The following is a 16147-nucleotide window of genomic DNA, read 5'->3' as shown; positions in this document are numbered from 1 at the left end:
CAGGAATTGCACTGCCCTTGGGGCTTGCACCATACCTGTAGGAGCGGGCGTGCCCGCAAATGCTTTCTTGAATCGAGCGAGGGCTAGATGATCAACCTCACCCCTTGGCTCAACGCCCCCAGCTGGTACATCGCCTTCTCCGGCGGCCTCGACTCCACCGTCCTCCTGCACCTGCTGGCCGATTACGCCCGCAGTCACGCATCGCCTCCACTGCGCGCCATCCACGTCCACCACGGCCTGCAAAGCGCTGCCGACGCCTGGCCCGCCCACTGCCAGACCGTCTGCGACAAGCTCGGCATCGAACTCCAGGTCGTCCACGTCCAGGTCACTCCCGGCGCCAGCCTCGAACAGGCCGCCCGCGACGCCCGCTATGCCGCTTTCAGACAAGCCCTCGGTCCAGGCGATATCCTGTTCACCGGCCAGCACCGCGACGACCAGGCCGAAACCCTGCTGTTCCGCCTGCTGCGGGGCGCCGGCCTGCGTGGCCTGGCAGCAATGCCGGGGCACCGGGTGCTAGGGCAGGGCAGCCTGGTCAGGCCATTGCTGGGCTGCTCCCGCCAGCAACTGCAGGACTACGCCCAGGCTAATGGGCTGGCCTGGATCGAAGATCCGTCAAACGCCGACACACAATTTGCCCGCAACTACCTGCGTGGCGAAGTGTTTCCGCTACTTCAGCAGCGTTGGCCGCAAGCCAGCCAGAATTTCGCCCGCGCCGCCGAGCACCTGGGCGAAGCCCTGGGCCTGCTGGACGAACTGGCCCAGGACGATCTGGCGCTTGCCGGGGAGGGCGCACCGGTGGCCTGGTCGGAGCTGGATTCCCTCGACCTGGCTACCCTGGTGGCGCTGTCGCCGGCCCGTCAGCGCAATGCCCTGCAACACTGGCTGAGCCGGCGCACCCGCCTGCCCGACACCCGGCACTGGGCAGGCTGGGCGGACCTGCGCGATGCCGCCGCCGATGCCCGGCCCGTCTGGCAGCTTGCCGATGGGCAACTGCTACGCAGCCATGGGCGCATCTGGTGGTTGAGCGGCGACTGGCTGCAGTTGCCCGCCGGCGAACTGGCCTGGGCCAATCCCGCCAAGCCTTTGCTGTTACCGGGCAACGGCAGCGTGCGTCTTGCTGGCGCAGTGCCGCTGGACGGCCTGCGCATTGCCTACCGCCAGGGCGGTGAAGTGCTGGACCTCCCCGGCCGCGGCCGGCGCGACCTCAAGCGCCTGCTCAACGAGCTGCAGGTGCCGTTCTTCCTGCGTCCGCGCCTGCCATTGCTGTACCAGGGCGAGCGCCTGCTGGCGGTGGCCAACCTGCCCGGGCGGGTGCAGGCGGATTGCCAGCTGTATTGGCAGTTGCCGACGAACGCGCAAGGTTTGAGCTGAAGGGTACATTCGGGTAGACTACCCTCCCTTCTTGATACAGCTTCTGTGGGTTCCGCGAAAACACAGGAGTTGCCGATTACCAAGCAGTTTTTTGCTGGGCTGATTCTTAAAATGACGAGCGAGCTCCATGCCGGGGATACCCCTGGTCTGTACAGACGCGGCAGTTTTTCGAGATGCACTGTGATTGACGCAGGTGATCGGGGGCTTCGGCCTTCCTTCGCTTTCTCCGGCGGCGCTGGCCGCCTTAACGCAGACTTCTAGGGTTTTTCATGACGCGCTACATATTCGTCACGGGCGGTGTTGTTTCTTCATTGGGGAAAGGCATTGCCTCGGCTTCCCTGGCGGCCATCCTGGAAGCGCGGGGCCTGAAGGTCACCATGCTCAAGCTGGATCCGTACATCAACGTCGATCCGGGCACCATGAGCCCGTTCCAGCACGGTGAAGTGTTCGTCACCCACGATGGCGCCGAGACCGACCTCGACCTGGGCCACTACGAGCGGTTCATCCGCACCACCATGACCCAGAACAACAACTTCACCACCGGCCGCATCTACGAGCACGTACTGCGCAAGGAGCGTCGTGGTGACTATCTGGGCGCGACCATCCAGGTCATCCCGCACATCACCGACGAAATCAAGCGTCGCATCATCAAGGGCGCCGGCGATGCCGACGTGGCCCTGGTGGAAATCGGCGGTACCGTGGGTGACATCGAGTCGCAGCCGTTCCTCGAGGCCATCCGCCAGCTGCGCGTCGAAGTGGGCTCCAAGCGCGCCATGCTGATGCACCTGACGCTGGTCCCTTACATCGCCACCGCTGGCGAGACCAAGACCAAGCCGACCCAGCACTCGGTCAAGGAGCTGCGCTCCATCGGCCTGCAGCCTGACGTGCTGATCTGCCGCTCCGACCACCCGGTCGATGCCTCGTCGCGTCGCAAGATCGCGCTGTTCACCAACGTTGAAGAGCGTGCGGTGATTTCGCTGGAAGACGTCGACACCATCTACAAGATCCCGGGCGTGCTGCACGCACAGGGCCTGGACGATTTCGTCGTCGAGCGCTTCGGCCTGCAGTGCAACGGCGCCGATCTGTCCGAGTGGGACAAGGTGGTCGATGCCAAGCTCAACCCTGAGCACGAAGTGACCATCGCCATGGTCGGCAAGTACATGGAGCTGCTGGATGCGTACAAGTCGCTGATCGAAGCGATGAGCCACGCCGGCATCACCAACCGCACCAAGGTCAACCTGCGCTACATCGACTCGGAAGACATCGAGAACCAGGGCACCAGCCTGCTCGAAGGCGCCGATGCCATCCTGGTGCCGGGCGGTTTCGGCCTGCGCGGTGTGGAAGGCAAGATCACCGCGGTGCAATACGCCCGTGAGAACAAGGTGCCGTACCTGGGTATCTGCCTGGGCATGCAGGTGGCCGTGATCGAATTCGCCCGTAACGTGATGGGCTGGAAAGACGCCAACTCCACCGAGTTCGACCGCAACAGCGGCCACCCGGTAGTCGGCCTGATCACCGAGTGGGCCGATGCCACCGGTGCCGTCGAGACCCGCAGCGAAGCCTCCGACCTGGGTGGCACCATGCGCCTGGGCGCACAGGACTGCCAGCTGGCCGCCGGTTCCAAGGTGCACGATTGCTACGGCAAGGACGTGATCACCGAGCGTCACCGTCACCGCTACGAAGTGAACAACAACCTGCTGCCGCAACTGATCGATGCCGGCCTGGTGGTTTCCGGCCGTTCCGAAGACGGCGCGCTGGTGGAAGTGGTCGAGTCCAAGGACCACCCATGGTTCGTCGCTTGCCAGTTCCACCCGGAATTCACCTCGACCCCGCGTGACGGCCACCCGCTGTTCAGCGGTTTCGTCAAGGCAGCCCTGGCTCAGAAGAACAAGGCCTGATCAATGACCCAGAAGATCATTCGCGTCGGTAACATCGAGATCGCCAACGACAAGCCGTTCGTCCTGTTCGGCGGCATGAACGTCCTGGAGTCCCGTGACCTGGCAATGAAGGTCTGTGAAGAGTACGTGCGGGTGACCGAGAAACTCGGTATCCCGTACGTGTTCAAGGCCAGCTTCGACAAGGCCAACCGTTCGTCGGTGACGTCCTACCGGGGCCCGGGCATGGAAGAAGGGCTGAAGATCTTCGAAGAGATCAAGCGCACCTTCAATGTGCCGGTCATCACCGACGTGCACGAGCCTTACCAGGCCGAGCCGGTAGCCAAGGTGTGCGACATCATCCAGCTGCCGGCCTTCCTGTCGCGGCAGACCGATCTGGTAGTGGCCATGGCCAAGACCGGCGCGGTGATCAACATCAAGAAGGCCCAGTTCCTCGCGCCCCAGGAAATGAAACACATCCTGACCAAGTGCGAAGAGGCCGGTAATGACCAGTTGATCCTCTGCGAGCGTGGTTCTAGCTTCGGCTACAACAACCTGGTGGTGGACATGCTCGGCTTCGGCATCATGAAGCAGTTCGAGTACCCGGTGTTCTTCGACGTGACCCATGCCCTGCAGATGCCGGGTGGTCGCGCCGACTCCGCCGGGGGGCGCCGCGCCCAGGTCACCGACCTGGCCAAGGCCGGCATGAGCCAGGGCCTGGCCGGGCTGTTCCTCGAAGCCCACCCCGATCCGGACAACGCCAAGTGCGATGGCCCATGCGCCCTGCGCCTGGACAAACTGGAGCCGTTCCTGGCCCAGCTCAAGCAACTGGACGACCTGGTGAAAAGTTTTCCGACGGTAGAAACCGCGTAAAGCTCGATTCTCGGGTAAAGTACCGTCCGATCCACCCCTGACCAGTCGGTCAGGGGTTCCCTTCACCCGGCCTGCCCACTGCAAGTCCGCCCGGTGAACGGCAAGAATTTCCTAAGCTAAGTTGTTTTCGTCAATTCTGGAGTGCTTACAACAATGGCAAAAATCGTCGACATCAAAGGTCGTGAAGTTCTCGATTCGCGTGGCAACCCCACCGTGGAAGCCGATGTACTGCTCGACAACGGCATCATCGGCAGCGCTTGCGCGCCGTCCGGTGCTTCCACTGGCTCGCGCGAAGCGCTGGAGCTGCGTGATGGCGACAAGAGCCGTTACCTGGGCAAGGGCGTGCTGAAGGCCGTCGCCAACATCAACGGCCCGATCCGTGACCTGCTGCTGGGCAAGGACCCTGCCGACCAGAAGGCCCTGGACCGCGCCATGATCGAGCTGGACGGTACCGAGAACAAGGCCAAGCTGGGCGCCAACGCCATCCTGGCCGTTTCCCTGGCTGCCGCCAAGGCCGCTGCCCAGGACCAGGACCTGCCGCTGTACGCGCACATCGCCAACCTGAACGGCACCCCGGGCCAGTACTCGATGCCGGTACCGATGATGAACATCATCAACGGTGGCGAGCACGCCGACAACAACGTCGACATCCAGGAGTTCATGGTTCAGCCGGTTGGCGCCAAGACCTTCTCCGACGGCCTGCGCATGGGTACCGAAATCTTCCACCACCTCAAAGCCGTGCTGAAGGCCCGTGGCCTGAACACCGCTGTTGGTGACGAAGGTGGTTTCGCCCCTAACCTGGCTTCCAACGAAGACGCCCTGGGTGCCATCGCCGAAGCCGTTGAAAAAGCCGGCTACAAGCTGGGCACCGACGTGACCCTGGCCCTGGACTGCGCGGCTTCCGAGTTCTACGAAGACGGCAAGTACAACCTGTCCGGCGAAGGCAAGTCGTTCGACGCAGAAGGTTTCGCCGAGTACCTGAAAGGCCTGACCGAGCGCTTCCCGATCATCTCGATCGAAGACGGCCTGGACGAGTCCGACTGGGCTGGCTGGAAGATCCTCACCGACAAGATCGGCGCCAAGGTGCAGCTGGTTGGCGACGACCTGTTCGTGACCAACACCAAGATCCTCAAGGAAGGCATCGAGAAGGGCATCGGTAACTCGATCCTGATCAAGTTCAACCAGATCGGCTCGCTGACCGAAACCCTGGAAGCCATCCAGATGGCCAAGGCTGCAGGCTACACCGCGGTGATCTCGCACCGTTCCGGTGAAACCGAAGACTCGACCATTGCCGACCTGGCCGTGGGTACCGCTGCTGGCCAGATCAAGACTGGCTCGCTGTGCCGTTCCGACCGCGTTTCCAAGTACAACCAGCTGCTGCGCATCGAAGAGCAACTGGGTGCCAAAGCGGTTTACCGCGGTCGTGCCGAGTTTCGCGGCTAAGCAAGAGATGGTAAAAAGACAGCAGCCGGAGTTGTAGGAACGTTCGTACTGATCTTTCCTACATTCCAACGGGTTTCTGTCGACGAAGCCTGGCCTCGGCCAGGCTTCGTGCTATTCAAGGCCCCGAAGTAAAAAGTACCCGGCAGCCTTTTTAACCTGGATAACGTGATGCGCAGTCCCTATTGGTTGTTCCTCGTCCTGCTCCTGCTGCTGGGTGGCCTGCAATACCGCCTGTGGGTGGGTAACGGCAGCCTGGCGCAAGTGACCGAGCTGAAGCAGCAGATTGCCGAGCAGCATGCCGAAAACGAGCGCTTGCTCGAGCGCAACCGCGTGCTCGATGCCGAAGTGCTGGAGCTGAAAAAAGGCATGGAGACCGTTGAAGAACGGGCTCGCCACGAATTGGGAATGGTCAAGGAGGGCGAAACCCTCTTCCAGTTGCCACAAAAATGATCGAAACGTTACCGGCCTTCTGGGCCGTGATTCCTGCTGCGGGCGTAGGTGCCCGCATGGCTGCCGACCGCCCCAAGCAGTACCTGGAGCTGGCCGGGCAGACTATTCTCGAGCACAGCCTCGACTGTTTTCTTGGCCACCCGATGCTCAAGGGCGTGGTGGTCAGCATTGCCGAAGACGACCCGTACTGGCCTGGCCTGCGCTGCGCCAGCGACCCGCGCATCCAGCGCGCAGCGGGTGGCCGCGAGCGTGCCGATTCGGTGCTCAATGCCTTGCTGATGCTGCATGCCCAAGGGGCAGCGGACAGCGACTGGGTGCTGGTGCACGACGCCGCGCGACCGAACCTGGCGCGCAGTGATCTGGACAAGCTGTTGTCGGCGCTGGCGGACGACCCGGTGGGTGGCCTGCTGGCGGTGCCGGCGCGCGATACTCTCAAGCGGGCCAATGCCGATGGCCGGGTGGGCGCTACCGTAGACCGCAGCACCATCTGGCAGGCCTATACGCCGCAGATGTTCCGCCTGGGGGCTTTGCATCGGGCGCTGGCCGAATGCCTGGTGTCGGATGTGCTGGTGACCGACGAGTCCTCTGCCATCGAGTGGTCCGGCCAGGCGCCGCGGCTGGTCGAAGGGCGCAGCGACAACATCAAGGTGACCCGGCCGGAAGACCTGGAGTGGTTGCGCCAGCGTTGGGCAGGGCGCCGCTGAATTTCTTGCTCCTGTGCCGGCCTCTTCGCGGGTAAACCCGCTCCCACAGGTACAGCGCAAACCTGAAGGGATGTGCGATACCTGTGGGAGCGGGTTTACCCGCGAAGAGGCCGGCCCAGCCAACATGCCGCTTCAGCCTTGCCGATACTCCGGCAACCCCGCCAATCCTTCCTTCAGGTAATCCACCAACCGCCGCACCTTCGGCGACAGGTGCCGCTGCTGCGGATACAGCGCCCACACCGCCGTGTTCGGCGGTTGGTGCGCCTCCAGCAACGACACCAGCGCGCCACTGTTCAGGTGCTCCAGCACGTAATAATCCGGCAACTGGCACAGCCCCATCCCCTGCAGCGCCGCATCCAGCACCGCCTGCCCGCTGTTGCAGCGCCAGTTGCCCTGCACGCGCTGGCTGATCTCACGGCCGTCCTGCAGTAGCGCCCACAAGTCCGAACTGCCCACCAGGCAATTGTGCCGCGCCAGTTCCGACAGGCTGTGTGGCCGACCATATCGTTCCAGGTAGGCCGGTGAGGCGCACAGGTACATGCGCCGAGGCGCCAGGCGGGTTGCTACCAGTCGCGAGTCGGCCAGCCGGCCCAGGCGGATGGCCAGGTCCATGCCTTCATGCACCAGGTCGAGGGTGTGGTTGCTCAGTTCCACATCCACCCGCAACTGCGGGTACAGCGCCATGAACCGCGTCACTAGCGGCACGATGAAGCGCTCGCCATAGGCCACCGCGCAGGTCATGCGCAGCAACCCCTTGGGTTCGCTGGCCAGGTCGCCCATGGCGCGCAGGGCTTCCTCGCGGCCATCCTGCAGACGCTGGCAGTGTTGCAGGAATGTCTGCCCGGCCTCGCTCAGGGTCACCCGCCGGGTACTGCGGTACAGCAGGCGCGTCTGCAGCCGTTCTTCCAGCCGGGCGATCTGCCGGCTGATGTGCGACGAGGAAACCCCCAGGCGCTCGGCGGCCGCGGTGAACTGGCCCGACTCGGCCACGGCGACGAATTCGTCGATGCCTTCCCAGCGGCTGCTCATTGATTATCCCTGCATGGCAATAATGTTTTGTCTTTGCCCGGATTATTCATCAAATGGCGGTGAATTACACTGCCAGACTGAATCGACCCTCTGTCTGGAGACCTTTGATGATCAAGTCCCGTGCTGCCGTAGCCTTCGAGGCCAAGAAACCCCTGGAAATCGTCGAAGTCGACGTGGCCATGCCCAAGGCCGGTGAAGTGCTGCTGCGCGTGGTCGCCAGCGGTGTCTGCCACACCGACGCCTACACCCTGTCCGGCGCCGACCCGGAGGGTATCTTCCCGTCGATCCTCGGCCACGAAGGTGGTGCGATCGTCGAGGCAGTAGGCGAGGGCGTCACCTCGGTCGCCGTCGGTGACCACGTCATCCCGCTGTACACCCCGGAATGCGGCAAGTGCAAGTTCTGCCTCTCGGGCAAGACCAACCTGTGCCAGGCCATCCGCGCCACCCAGGGCAAGGGCCTGATGCCGGACGGCACCACGCGCTTCTCCTACAAGGGCCAGCAGCTGTTCCACTACATGGGTACCTCGACCTTCTCCGAGTACACCGTGCTGCCGGAAATCTCCGTGGCCAAGATCCAGAAAGAAGCGCCACTGGAAAAGGTCTGCCTGCTGGGCTGTGGCGTCACCACCGGTATCGGCGCGGTGCTCAACACCGCCAAGGTCAAGCCGGGTGACACCGTGGCCATCTTCGGCCTGGGCGGCATCGGCCTGTCGGCGGTGATCGGTGCGGTCAAGGCCAAGGCCTCGCGCATCATCGCCATCGACATCAACCCGGCCAAGTTCGAAATCGCCCGCCAGCTGGGTGCCACCGACTGCATCAACCCGAAAGACTACGACCGCCCGATCCAGGAAGTGATCGTCGACCTCACCGACGGCGGCGTGGACTTCTCCTTCGAGTGCATCGGCAACGTGCAGCTGATGCGTGCTGCGCTGGAATGCTGCCACAAGGGCTGGGGCGAGTCGGTGATCATCGGTGTGGCCGGTGCCGGTCAGGAAATCGCCACCCGTCCGTTCCAGCTGGTCACCGGCCGTGTATGGCGTGGTTCTGCGTTCGGCGGCGTGCGTGGCCGCAGCGAGCTGCCAAGCTACGTGGAAATGTCCGAGAAGGGCGAGATCCCGCTGGATACCTTCATCACCCACACCATGGGCCTGGAAGACATCAACAAGGCCTTCGACCTGATGCATGAAGGCAAGAGCATCCGCAGCGTGATCCACTTCTGAGGTTTGCCATGAGCCTGGATAACATCTCCTGCCAGAAGAGCTTCGGCGGCTGGCACAAGCGTTACCGGCATCACTCCAAGGTGCTGGGCTGCGACATGGTGTTCGCCGTCTACCTGCCGCCGCAGGCCGAACAGGGCGAGAAGCTGCCAGTGCTGTACTGGCTCAGCGGCCTCACCTGTACCGACGAGAACTTCATGCAGAAGGCCGGCGCCCAGCGCCTGGCCGCTGAGCTTGGGCTGATCATCGTCGCCCCCGACACCAGCCCGCGTGGCGAGCAGGTGCCGGGCGACCCGGACGGCGCCTGGGACTTCGGCCTGGGTGCCGGCTTCTACCTGAATGCCACTCAGCAGCCCTGGGCCCAGCACTACCGCATGCACGACTATGTGGTGGAGGAGTTGCCTGCGTTGATCGAGGCACACTTCCCCGCCTCGGGCGAGCGCAGCATCAGTGGCCACTCCATGGGTGGGCATGGCGCGCTGGTGTGCGCCTTGCGCAACCCGGGGCGCTACCGCTCGGTGTCGGCGTTCTCGCCGATCAGCAACCCCATGGATTGCCCGTGGGGCGAGAAAGCCTTCAGCCGCTACCTGGGTGAAGACCGTGCGCGCTGGCGCGAGTGGGATGCCAGCGTGCTGCTGGCCGAAACTCCGGCCGGCGAGTGCCCGCCATTGCTGGTGGACCAGGGCGACCGCGACGACTTCCTCGAGAAGCAACTCAAGCCTGAAGCCCTGGAGCAGGCGGCACGCAAAGGGGGGCATGAACTGATCTTGCGCTTGCAGCCTGGCTATGACCACAGCTACTACTTCATTGCCAGCTTCATCGAGGAGCATCTGCGTCATCATGCGGTGGCTTTGGGGCGGGTGTAAGGCGTAGCATCTTGGATGCCTGCAAGATCGAGCGCCGCCCGCGCGGCGCTCGATCCCACAGGCGCAGACAATGCGGTGCCAATCACCCCAGCCCCAATGCCTCAAAAGCAGGTAGAATCACGCCCTGACTCATTCAGGGCGTTTTTCTATGCGTATTGGCCACGGCTACGATGTGCACCGTTTCTGCGACGGTGATTTCATTACCCTGGGCGGGGTGCGTATCCCCCACAAGTACGGCCTCCTGGCCCACTCCGACGGCGACGTACTGCTGCACGCCCTGAGCGATGCCTTGCTTGGCGCGGCAGCGCTGGGCGATATCGGCAAGCACTTCCCCGACACCGACCCGCAGTTCAAAGGTGCCGACAGCCGCGTGCTGCTGCGCCATGTGGTCGGCATCGTCCAGGCCAAGGGCTGGAAGGTCGGCAACGTCGACGCCACCATCGTTGCCCAGGCGCCGAAGATGGCCCCGCACATCGAAACCATGCGCCAGCTGATCGCCGAAGACCTGCAGGTCGAACTCGACCAGGTCAACGTCAAGGCTACCACCACCGAGAAGCTGGGCTTCACCGGCCGCGAGGAGGGCATCGCCGTGCATTCGGTAGCCCTGCTGCTACCCGCATGACCGAACTGGAACTGCTGGGCCCGCGCGCATCGGGCGAACCACTGGGTACCGCCGTCCTCAAGGCGGTGGCTGAAGATTTCCAGGTCGACGAAGTGCTGGACATCCCGCTGTCGGGCCAGGGCGAGCACCTGTGGCTGTGGGTCGAAAAGCGAGACCTGAACACCGAGGAGGCCGCCCGCCGCCTGGCCCGTGCCGCTGGCGTGCCGGTGCGCACGATCAGCTACGCCGGCCTCAAGGACCGCCAGGCCCTGACCCGCCAGTGGTTCAGCCTGCACCTGCCGGGCAAGGCCGACCCGGACCTGTCGCGTGCCGAGGATGCCAGCCTGCGCGTGCTCAAGCAGGTGCGCCACCAGCGCAAGCTGCAGCGCGGCGCGCATTCGGCCAACGGCTTCACGCTGCGCCTGACTGCCCTGGCTGCCGATCACCAGGCGGTGGATGCGCGCCTGGAACAGCTCAAACAGCACGGCGTGCCCAACTATTTCGGCACCCAGCGCTTCGGCCACGGTGGTGGCAACGTTCACGACGCCCTCGACTGGGCTGCACGCAAGGCCCTGCCCGAGCAGCGCAACGTGCGCTCGCGGCTGCTGTCGGCCGGGCGCAGCTACCTGTTCAACCAGCTGTTGGCGGCCCGTGTCGCCGATGGCAGCTGGGCGCGGGCCCAGGTGGGCGACCTGCTGGCGTTCACCGACAGCCGCAGCTTCTTCCCGGCGGGTGAGGCGGAATGTGCCGACCCGCGCCTGGCGATTCTCGACCTGCACCCGACCGGCCCGATGTGGGGCGCGGGCGATTCGCCGGCCGCTGGTGTCACTGCACAGTTGGAAAACGCCGTCGGCGCGCGTCAGCCGGCACTTTGCCAGTGGTTGACCCAGGCGGGCATGGATCACGAACGACGCATTCTGCGGCTCCCTATTGGCGGCCTTACGTGGCATTATCCCGAGCCTGATATCCTGCAACTGGAATTCGTCCTTCCGGCCGGATGCTTCGCCACCGTGGTGGTGCGCGAAGTCGTGGATCTGGTGTCGGCAGGGCAGACGGACAGCTCATGCGTATTCTGATTTCGAACGACGACGGTGTTACCGCACCCGGCATCGCCGCGCTGCACGCTGCACTGGCGGATTACGCCGAGTGCGTGGTGATTGCCCCGGATCAAGACAAGAGCGGCGCCAGCAGTTCGCTGACGCTGGACCGGCCACTGCACCCGCAGACCTTGGCCAACGGCTTCATCAGCCTCAACGGCACGCCGACCGACTGCGTGCACCTGGGGCTCAACGGGCTGTTGCCGCAGGCGCCGGACATGGTCGTGTCGGGGATCAACCTCGGTGCCAACCTGGGCGACGACGTGCTCTATTCGGGTACGGTCGCGGCCGCGTTGGAAGGCCGTTTCCTCGGCGGTACCTCACTGGCGTTTTCGCTGTTGTCGCGCCAGCCGGACAACCTGCCGACTGCGGCCCATATCGCTCGCCGCCTGGTCGAGGCGCAGTCGCGCCTGGCCTTGCCACCACGCACCGTACTCAACGTCAACATCCCCAACCTGCCGCTGGAGCACATTCGTGGCATCCAGCTCACCCGCCTCGGTCACCGGGCGCGGGCGGCGGCGCCGACCAAGGTGGTCAACCCGCGCGGCAAGGAAGGCTACTGGATCGCCGTGGCCGGGGATGCCGAGGACGGCGGCCCGGGCACCGACTTCCACGCGGTGATGCAAGGCTACGTATCGATTACTCCGCTGCAGCTCGACCGCACCTTCAGTGATGCCTTCGAGCAGCTCGACGGTTGGCTGGAGGGCCTGCTCTGATGCGCGAGGACGATATGCTGCGGCGTGGCATCGGCATGACCTCCCAGCGTACCCGGGAGAGGCTGATCCAGCGTTTGTGCGAAGAGGGCGTTTCGAACACCAAGGTGCTCGACGTGATCCGTCGTACCCCGCGCCACCTGTTCGTCGACGAGGCACTGGCGCATCGCGCCTACGAAGACACTGCGCTGCCGATCGGCCACAACCAGACCATCTCGCAACCGTTCATGGTTGCCCACATGAGCGAGCTGCTGCTCGAGGCCGGGCCGCTGGACAAGGTGCTGGAGATCGGCACCGGCTCGGGCTACCAGACGGCGATCCTGGCCCAGCTGGTCGAGCGGGTGTTCTCGGTGGAGCGCATCAAGGTGCTGCAGGACCGGGCCAAGGAGCGCCTGGTGGAGCTGAACCTGCGCAACGTGGTGTTCCGCTGGGGCGACGGGTGCGAGGGCTGGCCGGCGCTGGCGCCGTACAACGGCATCATCGTCACCGCCGTGGCGCCGGAAGTGCCGCAGGCACTGCTCGACCAGCTGGCACCCGGTGGCCGTATGGTGATCCCGGTGGGGCCAGCCGGCGAAACCCAGCAACTGATGCTGATCGTGCGCGAGGAGCATGGATTCTCCCGTCGCGTGCTGGGGGCCGTGCGCTTCGTACCGCTGCTCAACGGTCCGCTGGCCTGAACACTGCGGGTTCGAGCTACGCGATATTTTTGCGCCAGCACCGAATTCTTGCAGCAGCGCCCTGTCTATCTGGCGGGGTGAAGCGCTAGCGCACAGCTTGCACCAAGGCTTTGCAGCAGTCCTTCACCAACCCTGCCAATGCGGGCGGGCTTGGTTATAATTGCAACAATATTGCATTTCTTGTCTTCATATCGTTTTTCGGCACCATGAGGGGAGCGCGGGTGGGTCACACAGTCATTCGGCAGCGCAAGGACGGGTCGGGTTTCACGCTTCTGGTGATTGCACTGGCCATGGGCACGCTACTGGTAGGTTGCTCGAGCACCAGCAGCAACAGCGCGCGGGTGGTCGACCGCAGTAACACCGTGCCCAAGCGCCCGGCGGTAACCACCGGGCAGTACATCGTCAAACCTGGCGATACGCTGTTCTCCATCGCCTTCCGTTATGGTTGGGACTACAAGGAGCTGGCCGCGCGCAACGGCATCGCGGCGCCTTACACCATTCGCCCGGGGCAAGCGATTCGTTTCAGCAGCGGCTCTACCGGCAGCACCATGGTGGTGTCCAGCCCGTCGTCGTCGAGCAAGACCACGGTCATCCGGCGGCCTGTGGGAAGCACCGCCACAGCCCCTGCCAACACCAGCAAACCGGCCACGCCGGTAGCCTCCAGCAGCGCCCCGGTGGTCGCTACCGTGCCTGCTGCGGAGCGCGCGGTAGGCGGCTGGACCTGGCCTGCCAACGGCGTGCTGATTGGAAAATTCGCTTCAAACGGTAGTTTGAATAAAGGCATTGATATCGCCGGTGATTTGGGACAGCCTGTTTTTGCTGCGTCTGATGGTGCAGTGGTTTACGCCGGGAGTGGCTTGAGGGGCTACGGCGAACTGATCATCATCAAGCACAGCGATACCTACGTCAGTGCCTACGGCCATAACCGCAGGCTGTTGGTTCGGGAGGGGCAGCAGGTCAAGGCAGGGCAGTCGATTGCTGAAATGGGGTCCACGGGCACTGATCGGGTGAAGCTGCATTTCGAGATTCGCCGCCAGGGTAAACCCGTCGATCCGCTCCAGTTCCTGCCACGTCGTTGACCGTTGTGCCCGGCCTGTTCCTGTGATGTAGAGGGGACAGGCTCCAGCGCTGCCAAGGAGATAGGTGCCGCTCGAGTCTGAGTTCGAACTCAGCAAAGGACTATAACAATGGCTCTCAGTAAAGAAGTGCCGGAGTTTGACATCGACGATGACGTCCTCCTGATGGAGACGGGCATCGTTTTGGAAACGGATGTGGTGTCAGACGAACCTGCTGTATCTTCGGTTCGGACGAGGGCCAAGTCGGGCTCTTCGCTCAAGCAACACAAGTACATCGATTACAGCCGGGCGCTCGATGCCACCCAGCTGTATCTCAACGAGATCGGATTCTCGCCTCTGCTTTCGCCGGAAGAGGAAGTGCACTTTGCGCGCTTGTCGCAAAAGGGCGACCCTGCCGGCCGCAAGCGCATGATCGAAAGCAACCTGCGCCTGGTTGTAAAAATTGCCCGTCGTTACGTGAATCGCGGCCTGTCGCTGCTCGACCTGATCGAGGAGGGTAACCTGGGGCTGATCCGTGCGGTCGAGAAGTTCGACCCGGAGCGTGGTTTCCGTTTCTCGACCTATGCGACCTGGTGGATTCGCCAGACCATTGAGCGGGCGATCATGAACCAGACCCGCACCATCCGCCTGCCGATCCACGTGGTCAAGGAACTGAACGTCTACTTGCGTGCGGCGCGCGAGCTGACCCAGAAGCTGGACCACGAACCCTCGCCAGAAGAAATCGCCACCCTGCTGGAAAAGCCGGTCGCCGAGGTCAAGCGCATGCTGGGCCTGAACGAGCGGGTGTCTTCGGTGGATGTATCGCTCGGCCCGGACTCGGACAAGACCCTGCTCGATACCTTGACCGACGACCGTCCGAGCGACCCGTGCGAACTGCTGCAGGATGACGACCTGTCGCAGAGCATCGACCAGTGGCTGGGAGAGTTGACCGACAAGCAGCGTGAAGTGGTGGTGCGTCGCTTTGGCCTGCGCGGGCATGAAAGCAGCACCCTGGAAGATGTTGGCCTGGAGATCGGCCTGACCCGTGAGCGGGTGCGGCAGATCCAGGTCGAGGGGCTCAAGCGTTTGCGCGAGATCCTCGAAAAGAACGGCCTTTCCAGTGAGTCGTTGTTCCAGTAGCGCAAGCCTGCAACACAAAGCGCCCCGATGATTTCGGGGCGTTTTTGTATGTGGCGATCAGAGGTGCCCCATTCAAAATTGCCGGGGGCGCTTTGCGCCCCTTTCGCGACACAAGGCCGCTCCCACAGGTACTTCATCGCCTTTGAATGCACCACTATCCTGTGGGTGCGGCCTTGTGTCGCGAAAGGGCTGCAAAGCAGCCCCAAGACATTATGTACTGCGCTACCCCAGTAACATCGCGTGTAAGCCTTTGCTTACTTGTTTTGTAAGCCTTCTATGTACGCTTCAGTAAATCATTGTCGTATCCAGAGCCTGCGTTTTCCCAACACATTGAAAAACCTGGCTTATTCAGCTGTGAGGAAATGTGTCACCTGCAACACCCTGTGAGGTTTCGCGGTTGCCGGCCCTGCTCAAGTCGCTAGTATTCGAACTGTGCACAGGGACATGCACAGGCTTTCAGGAGGAAGGCCAAGGACATCGCAAGAGGCGATTTCATCAGGATGATGTTTGGGACAAGCAGGGACTACGGAAAAAATGTGGGCGGGTCAAACCGCCCCTTTTTTTGTCCGCCGAAAAACAAAAAAGGCCCCGAGGGGCCTTTTTCGTGTCCGGACGCTATCAGCGCTCCAGGTCTGCAATCTTGCCAGTCTTGCCATCCCACTCTTCAGCGTCCGGCAGGGCGTCCTTACGCTCGGTGATGTTCGGCCAGATTTCCGCCAGTTCGGCGTTCAGCTCGATGAAGTTCTCCATGCCCGCAGGCACTTCGTCTTCCGAGAAGATGGCTTGCGCTGGGCACTCCGGCTCGCACAGGGCGCAGTCGATGCACTCGTCCGGGTGGATGACCAGGAAGTTCGGGCCTTCGTAGAAGCAGTCCACCGGACAGACTTCCACGCAGTCGGTGTATTTGCATTTGATGCAGTTGTCGGTGACGACGAAGGTCATTTCTAATTCTCTCCTCAGGCGACGGCGGCGGCCCTTCCTCTCAGGGCCGCGCGGTTTACGGGTATGTGGCTGCAGGCCAGGCTAATAGCCTGCAG

The 16147-nt window shown here is 63.3% G+C and carries 16 protein-coding genes; 14 read left to right on the top strand and 2 right to left on the bottom strand.

Going from position 1 to position 16147, the window contains the following annotated elements; genetic code table 11:
* The first annotated feature begins 87 nt into the window (after positions 1-87).
* The 6 genes from tilS to ispD all read left to right on the top strand — a co-directional run bounded on the left by tilS (position 88) and on the right by ispD (position 6715).
* Positions 88-1371 (top strand): tRNA lysidine(34) synthetase TilS, encoded by a 1284-nt coding sequence (gene tilS, locus J5M71_RS02540; protein ID WP_207829432.1) that lies wholly within the window; start codon positions 88-90, stop codon positions 1369-1371.
* Positions 1372-1640: 269 nt separating this feature from the next.
* The gene (locus J5M71_RS02535; protein WP_004375437.1) at positions 1641-3269 is read left to right on the top strand and encodes a CTP synthase; all 1629 of its coding nucleotides are present in this window, start codon (positions 1641-1643) and stop codon (positions 3267-3269) included.
* Between the two features lie 3 nt (positions 3270-3272).
* On the top strand, positions 3273-4118 hold the full coding sequence (gene kdsA / locus J5M71_RS02530; RefSeq protein WP_025337985.1) for a 3-deoxy-8-phosphooctulonate synthase: 846 nt from the start codon (positions 3273-3275) through the stop codon (positions 4116-4118).
* A gap of 153 nt (positions 4119-4271) precedes the next feature.
* Positions 4272-5561: a phosphopyruvate hydratase gene (eno, locus tag J5M71_RS02525; protein WP_013971266.1), complete on the top strand. Its 1290-nt coding sequence runs from the start codon at positions 4272-4274 to the stop codon at positions 5559-5561.
* A gap of 168 nt (positions 5562-5729) precedes the next feature.
* Entirely contained in the window at positions 5730-6011 is a 282-nt protein-coding gene (gene ftsB / locus J5M71_RS02520) for a cell division protein FtsB (protein ID WP_004375443.1), read from the top strand.
* Entirely contained in the window at positions 6008-6715 is a 708-nt protein-coding gene (gene ispD / locus J5M71_RS02515) for a 2-C-methyl-D-erythritol 4-phosphate cytidylyltransferase (RefSeq protein WP_207829428.1), read from the top strand. Before ftsB ends, ispD begins: the two co-directional genes overlap by 4 nt.
* Positions 6716-6847: 132 nt before the next feature.
* Here ispD and J5M71_RS02510 read toward each other — a convergent pair whose 3' ends face one another.
* Complete coding sequence (locus J5M71_RS02510) at positions 6848-7744, bottom strand: LysR substrate-binding domain-containing protein (RefSeq protein WP_063911522.1); 897 nt, start codon at positions 7742-7744, stop codon at positions 6848-6850.
* Between the two features lie 107 nt (positions 7745-7851).
* Here J5M71_RS02510 and J5M71_RS02505 point away from each other — a divergent pair, with 107 nt between their 5' ends.
* From J5M71_RS02505 to rpoS, 8 genes are all read left to right on the top strand, one after another.
* Complete coding sequence (locus J5M71_RS02505; RefSeq protein ID WP_016712915.1) at positions 7852-8964, top strand: S-(hydroxymethyl)glutathione dehydrogenase/class III alcohol dehydrogenase; 1113 nt, start codon at positions 7852-7854, stop codon at positions 8962-8964.
* An 8-nt stretch (positions 8965-8972) separates the two neighbouring features.
* The gene (gene fghA / locus J5M71_RS02500; protein WP_191471930.1) at positions 8973-9827 is read left to right on the top strand and encodes an S-formylglutathione hydrolase; all 855 of its coding nucleotides are present in this window, start codon (positions 8973-8975) and stop codon (positions 9825-9827) included.
* Between the two features lie 148 nt (positions 9828-9975).
* Entirely contained in the window at positions 9976-10449 is a 474-nt protein-coding gene (ispF, locus tag J5M71_RS02495; RefSeq protein WP_159265991.1) for a 2-C-methyl-D-erythritol 2,4-cyclodiphosphate synthase, read from the top strand.
* Positions 10446-11504: a tRNA pseudouridine(13) synthase TruD gene (gene truD / locus J5M71_RS02490; RefSeq protein WP_207829425.1), complete on the top strand. Its 1059-nt coding sequence runs from the start codon at positions 10446-10448 to the stop codon at positions 11502-11504. Before ispF ends, truD begins: the two co-directional genes overlap by 4 nt.
* On the top strand, positions 11492-12241 hold the full coding sequence (gene surE / locus J5M71_RS02485) for a 5'/3'-nucleotidase SurE (protein WP_025337991.1): 750 nt from the start codon (positions 11492-11494) through the stop codon (positions 12239-12241). The genes truD and surE overlap by 13 nt, the downstream gene beginning before the upstream one ends.
* Before the next feature lie 35 nt (positions 12242-12276).
* Positions 12277-12915: a protein-L-isoaspartate(D-aspartate) O-methyltransferase gene (locus J5M71_RS02480; protein WP_015269209.1), complete on the top strand. Its 639-nt coding sequence runs from the start codon at positions 12277-12279 to the stop codon at positions 12913-12915.
* Between the two features lie 221 nt (positions 12916-13136).
* The gene (locus J5M71_RS02475; RefSeq protein ID WP_207829548.1) at positions 13137-13994 is read left to right on the top strand and encodes a peptidoglycan DD-metalloendopeptidase family protein; all 858 of its coding nucleotides are present in this window, start codon (positions 13137-13139) and stop codon (positions 13992-13994) included.
* A 108-nt stretch (positions 13995-14102) separates the two neighbouring features.
* Entirely contained in the window at positions 14103-15110 is a 1008-nt protein-coding gene (rpoS, locus tag J5M71_RS02470; RefSeq protein WP_063911526.1) for an RNA polymerase sigma factor RpoS, read from the top strand.
* A gap of 618 nt (positions 15111-15728) precedes the next feature.
* Here rpoS and fdxA read toward each other — a convergent pair.
* The gene (gene fdxA, locus J5M71_RS02465; RefSeq protein ID WP_004375459.1) at positions 15729-16052 is read right to left on the bottom strand and encodes a ferredoxin FdxA; all 324 of its coding nucleotides are present in this window, start codon (positions 16050-16052) and stop codon (positions 15729-15731) included.
* Positions 16053-16147: the final 95 nt, after the last annotated feature.

This window comes from Pseudomonas sp. 43(2021) (assembly GCF_017490805.1).
Classification (GTDB): domain Bacteria; phylum Pseudomonadota; class Gammaproteobacteria; order Pseudomonadales; family Pseudomonadaceae; genus Aquipseudomonas.
Note: the sequence above shows the minus strand (reverse complement) of the source record. Positions and strands in the feature narration are given on the sequence as shown.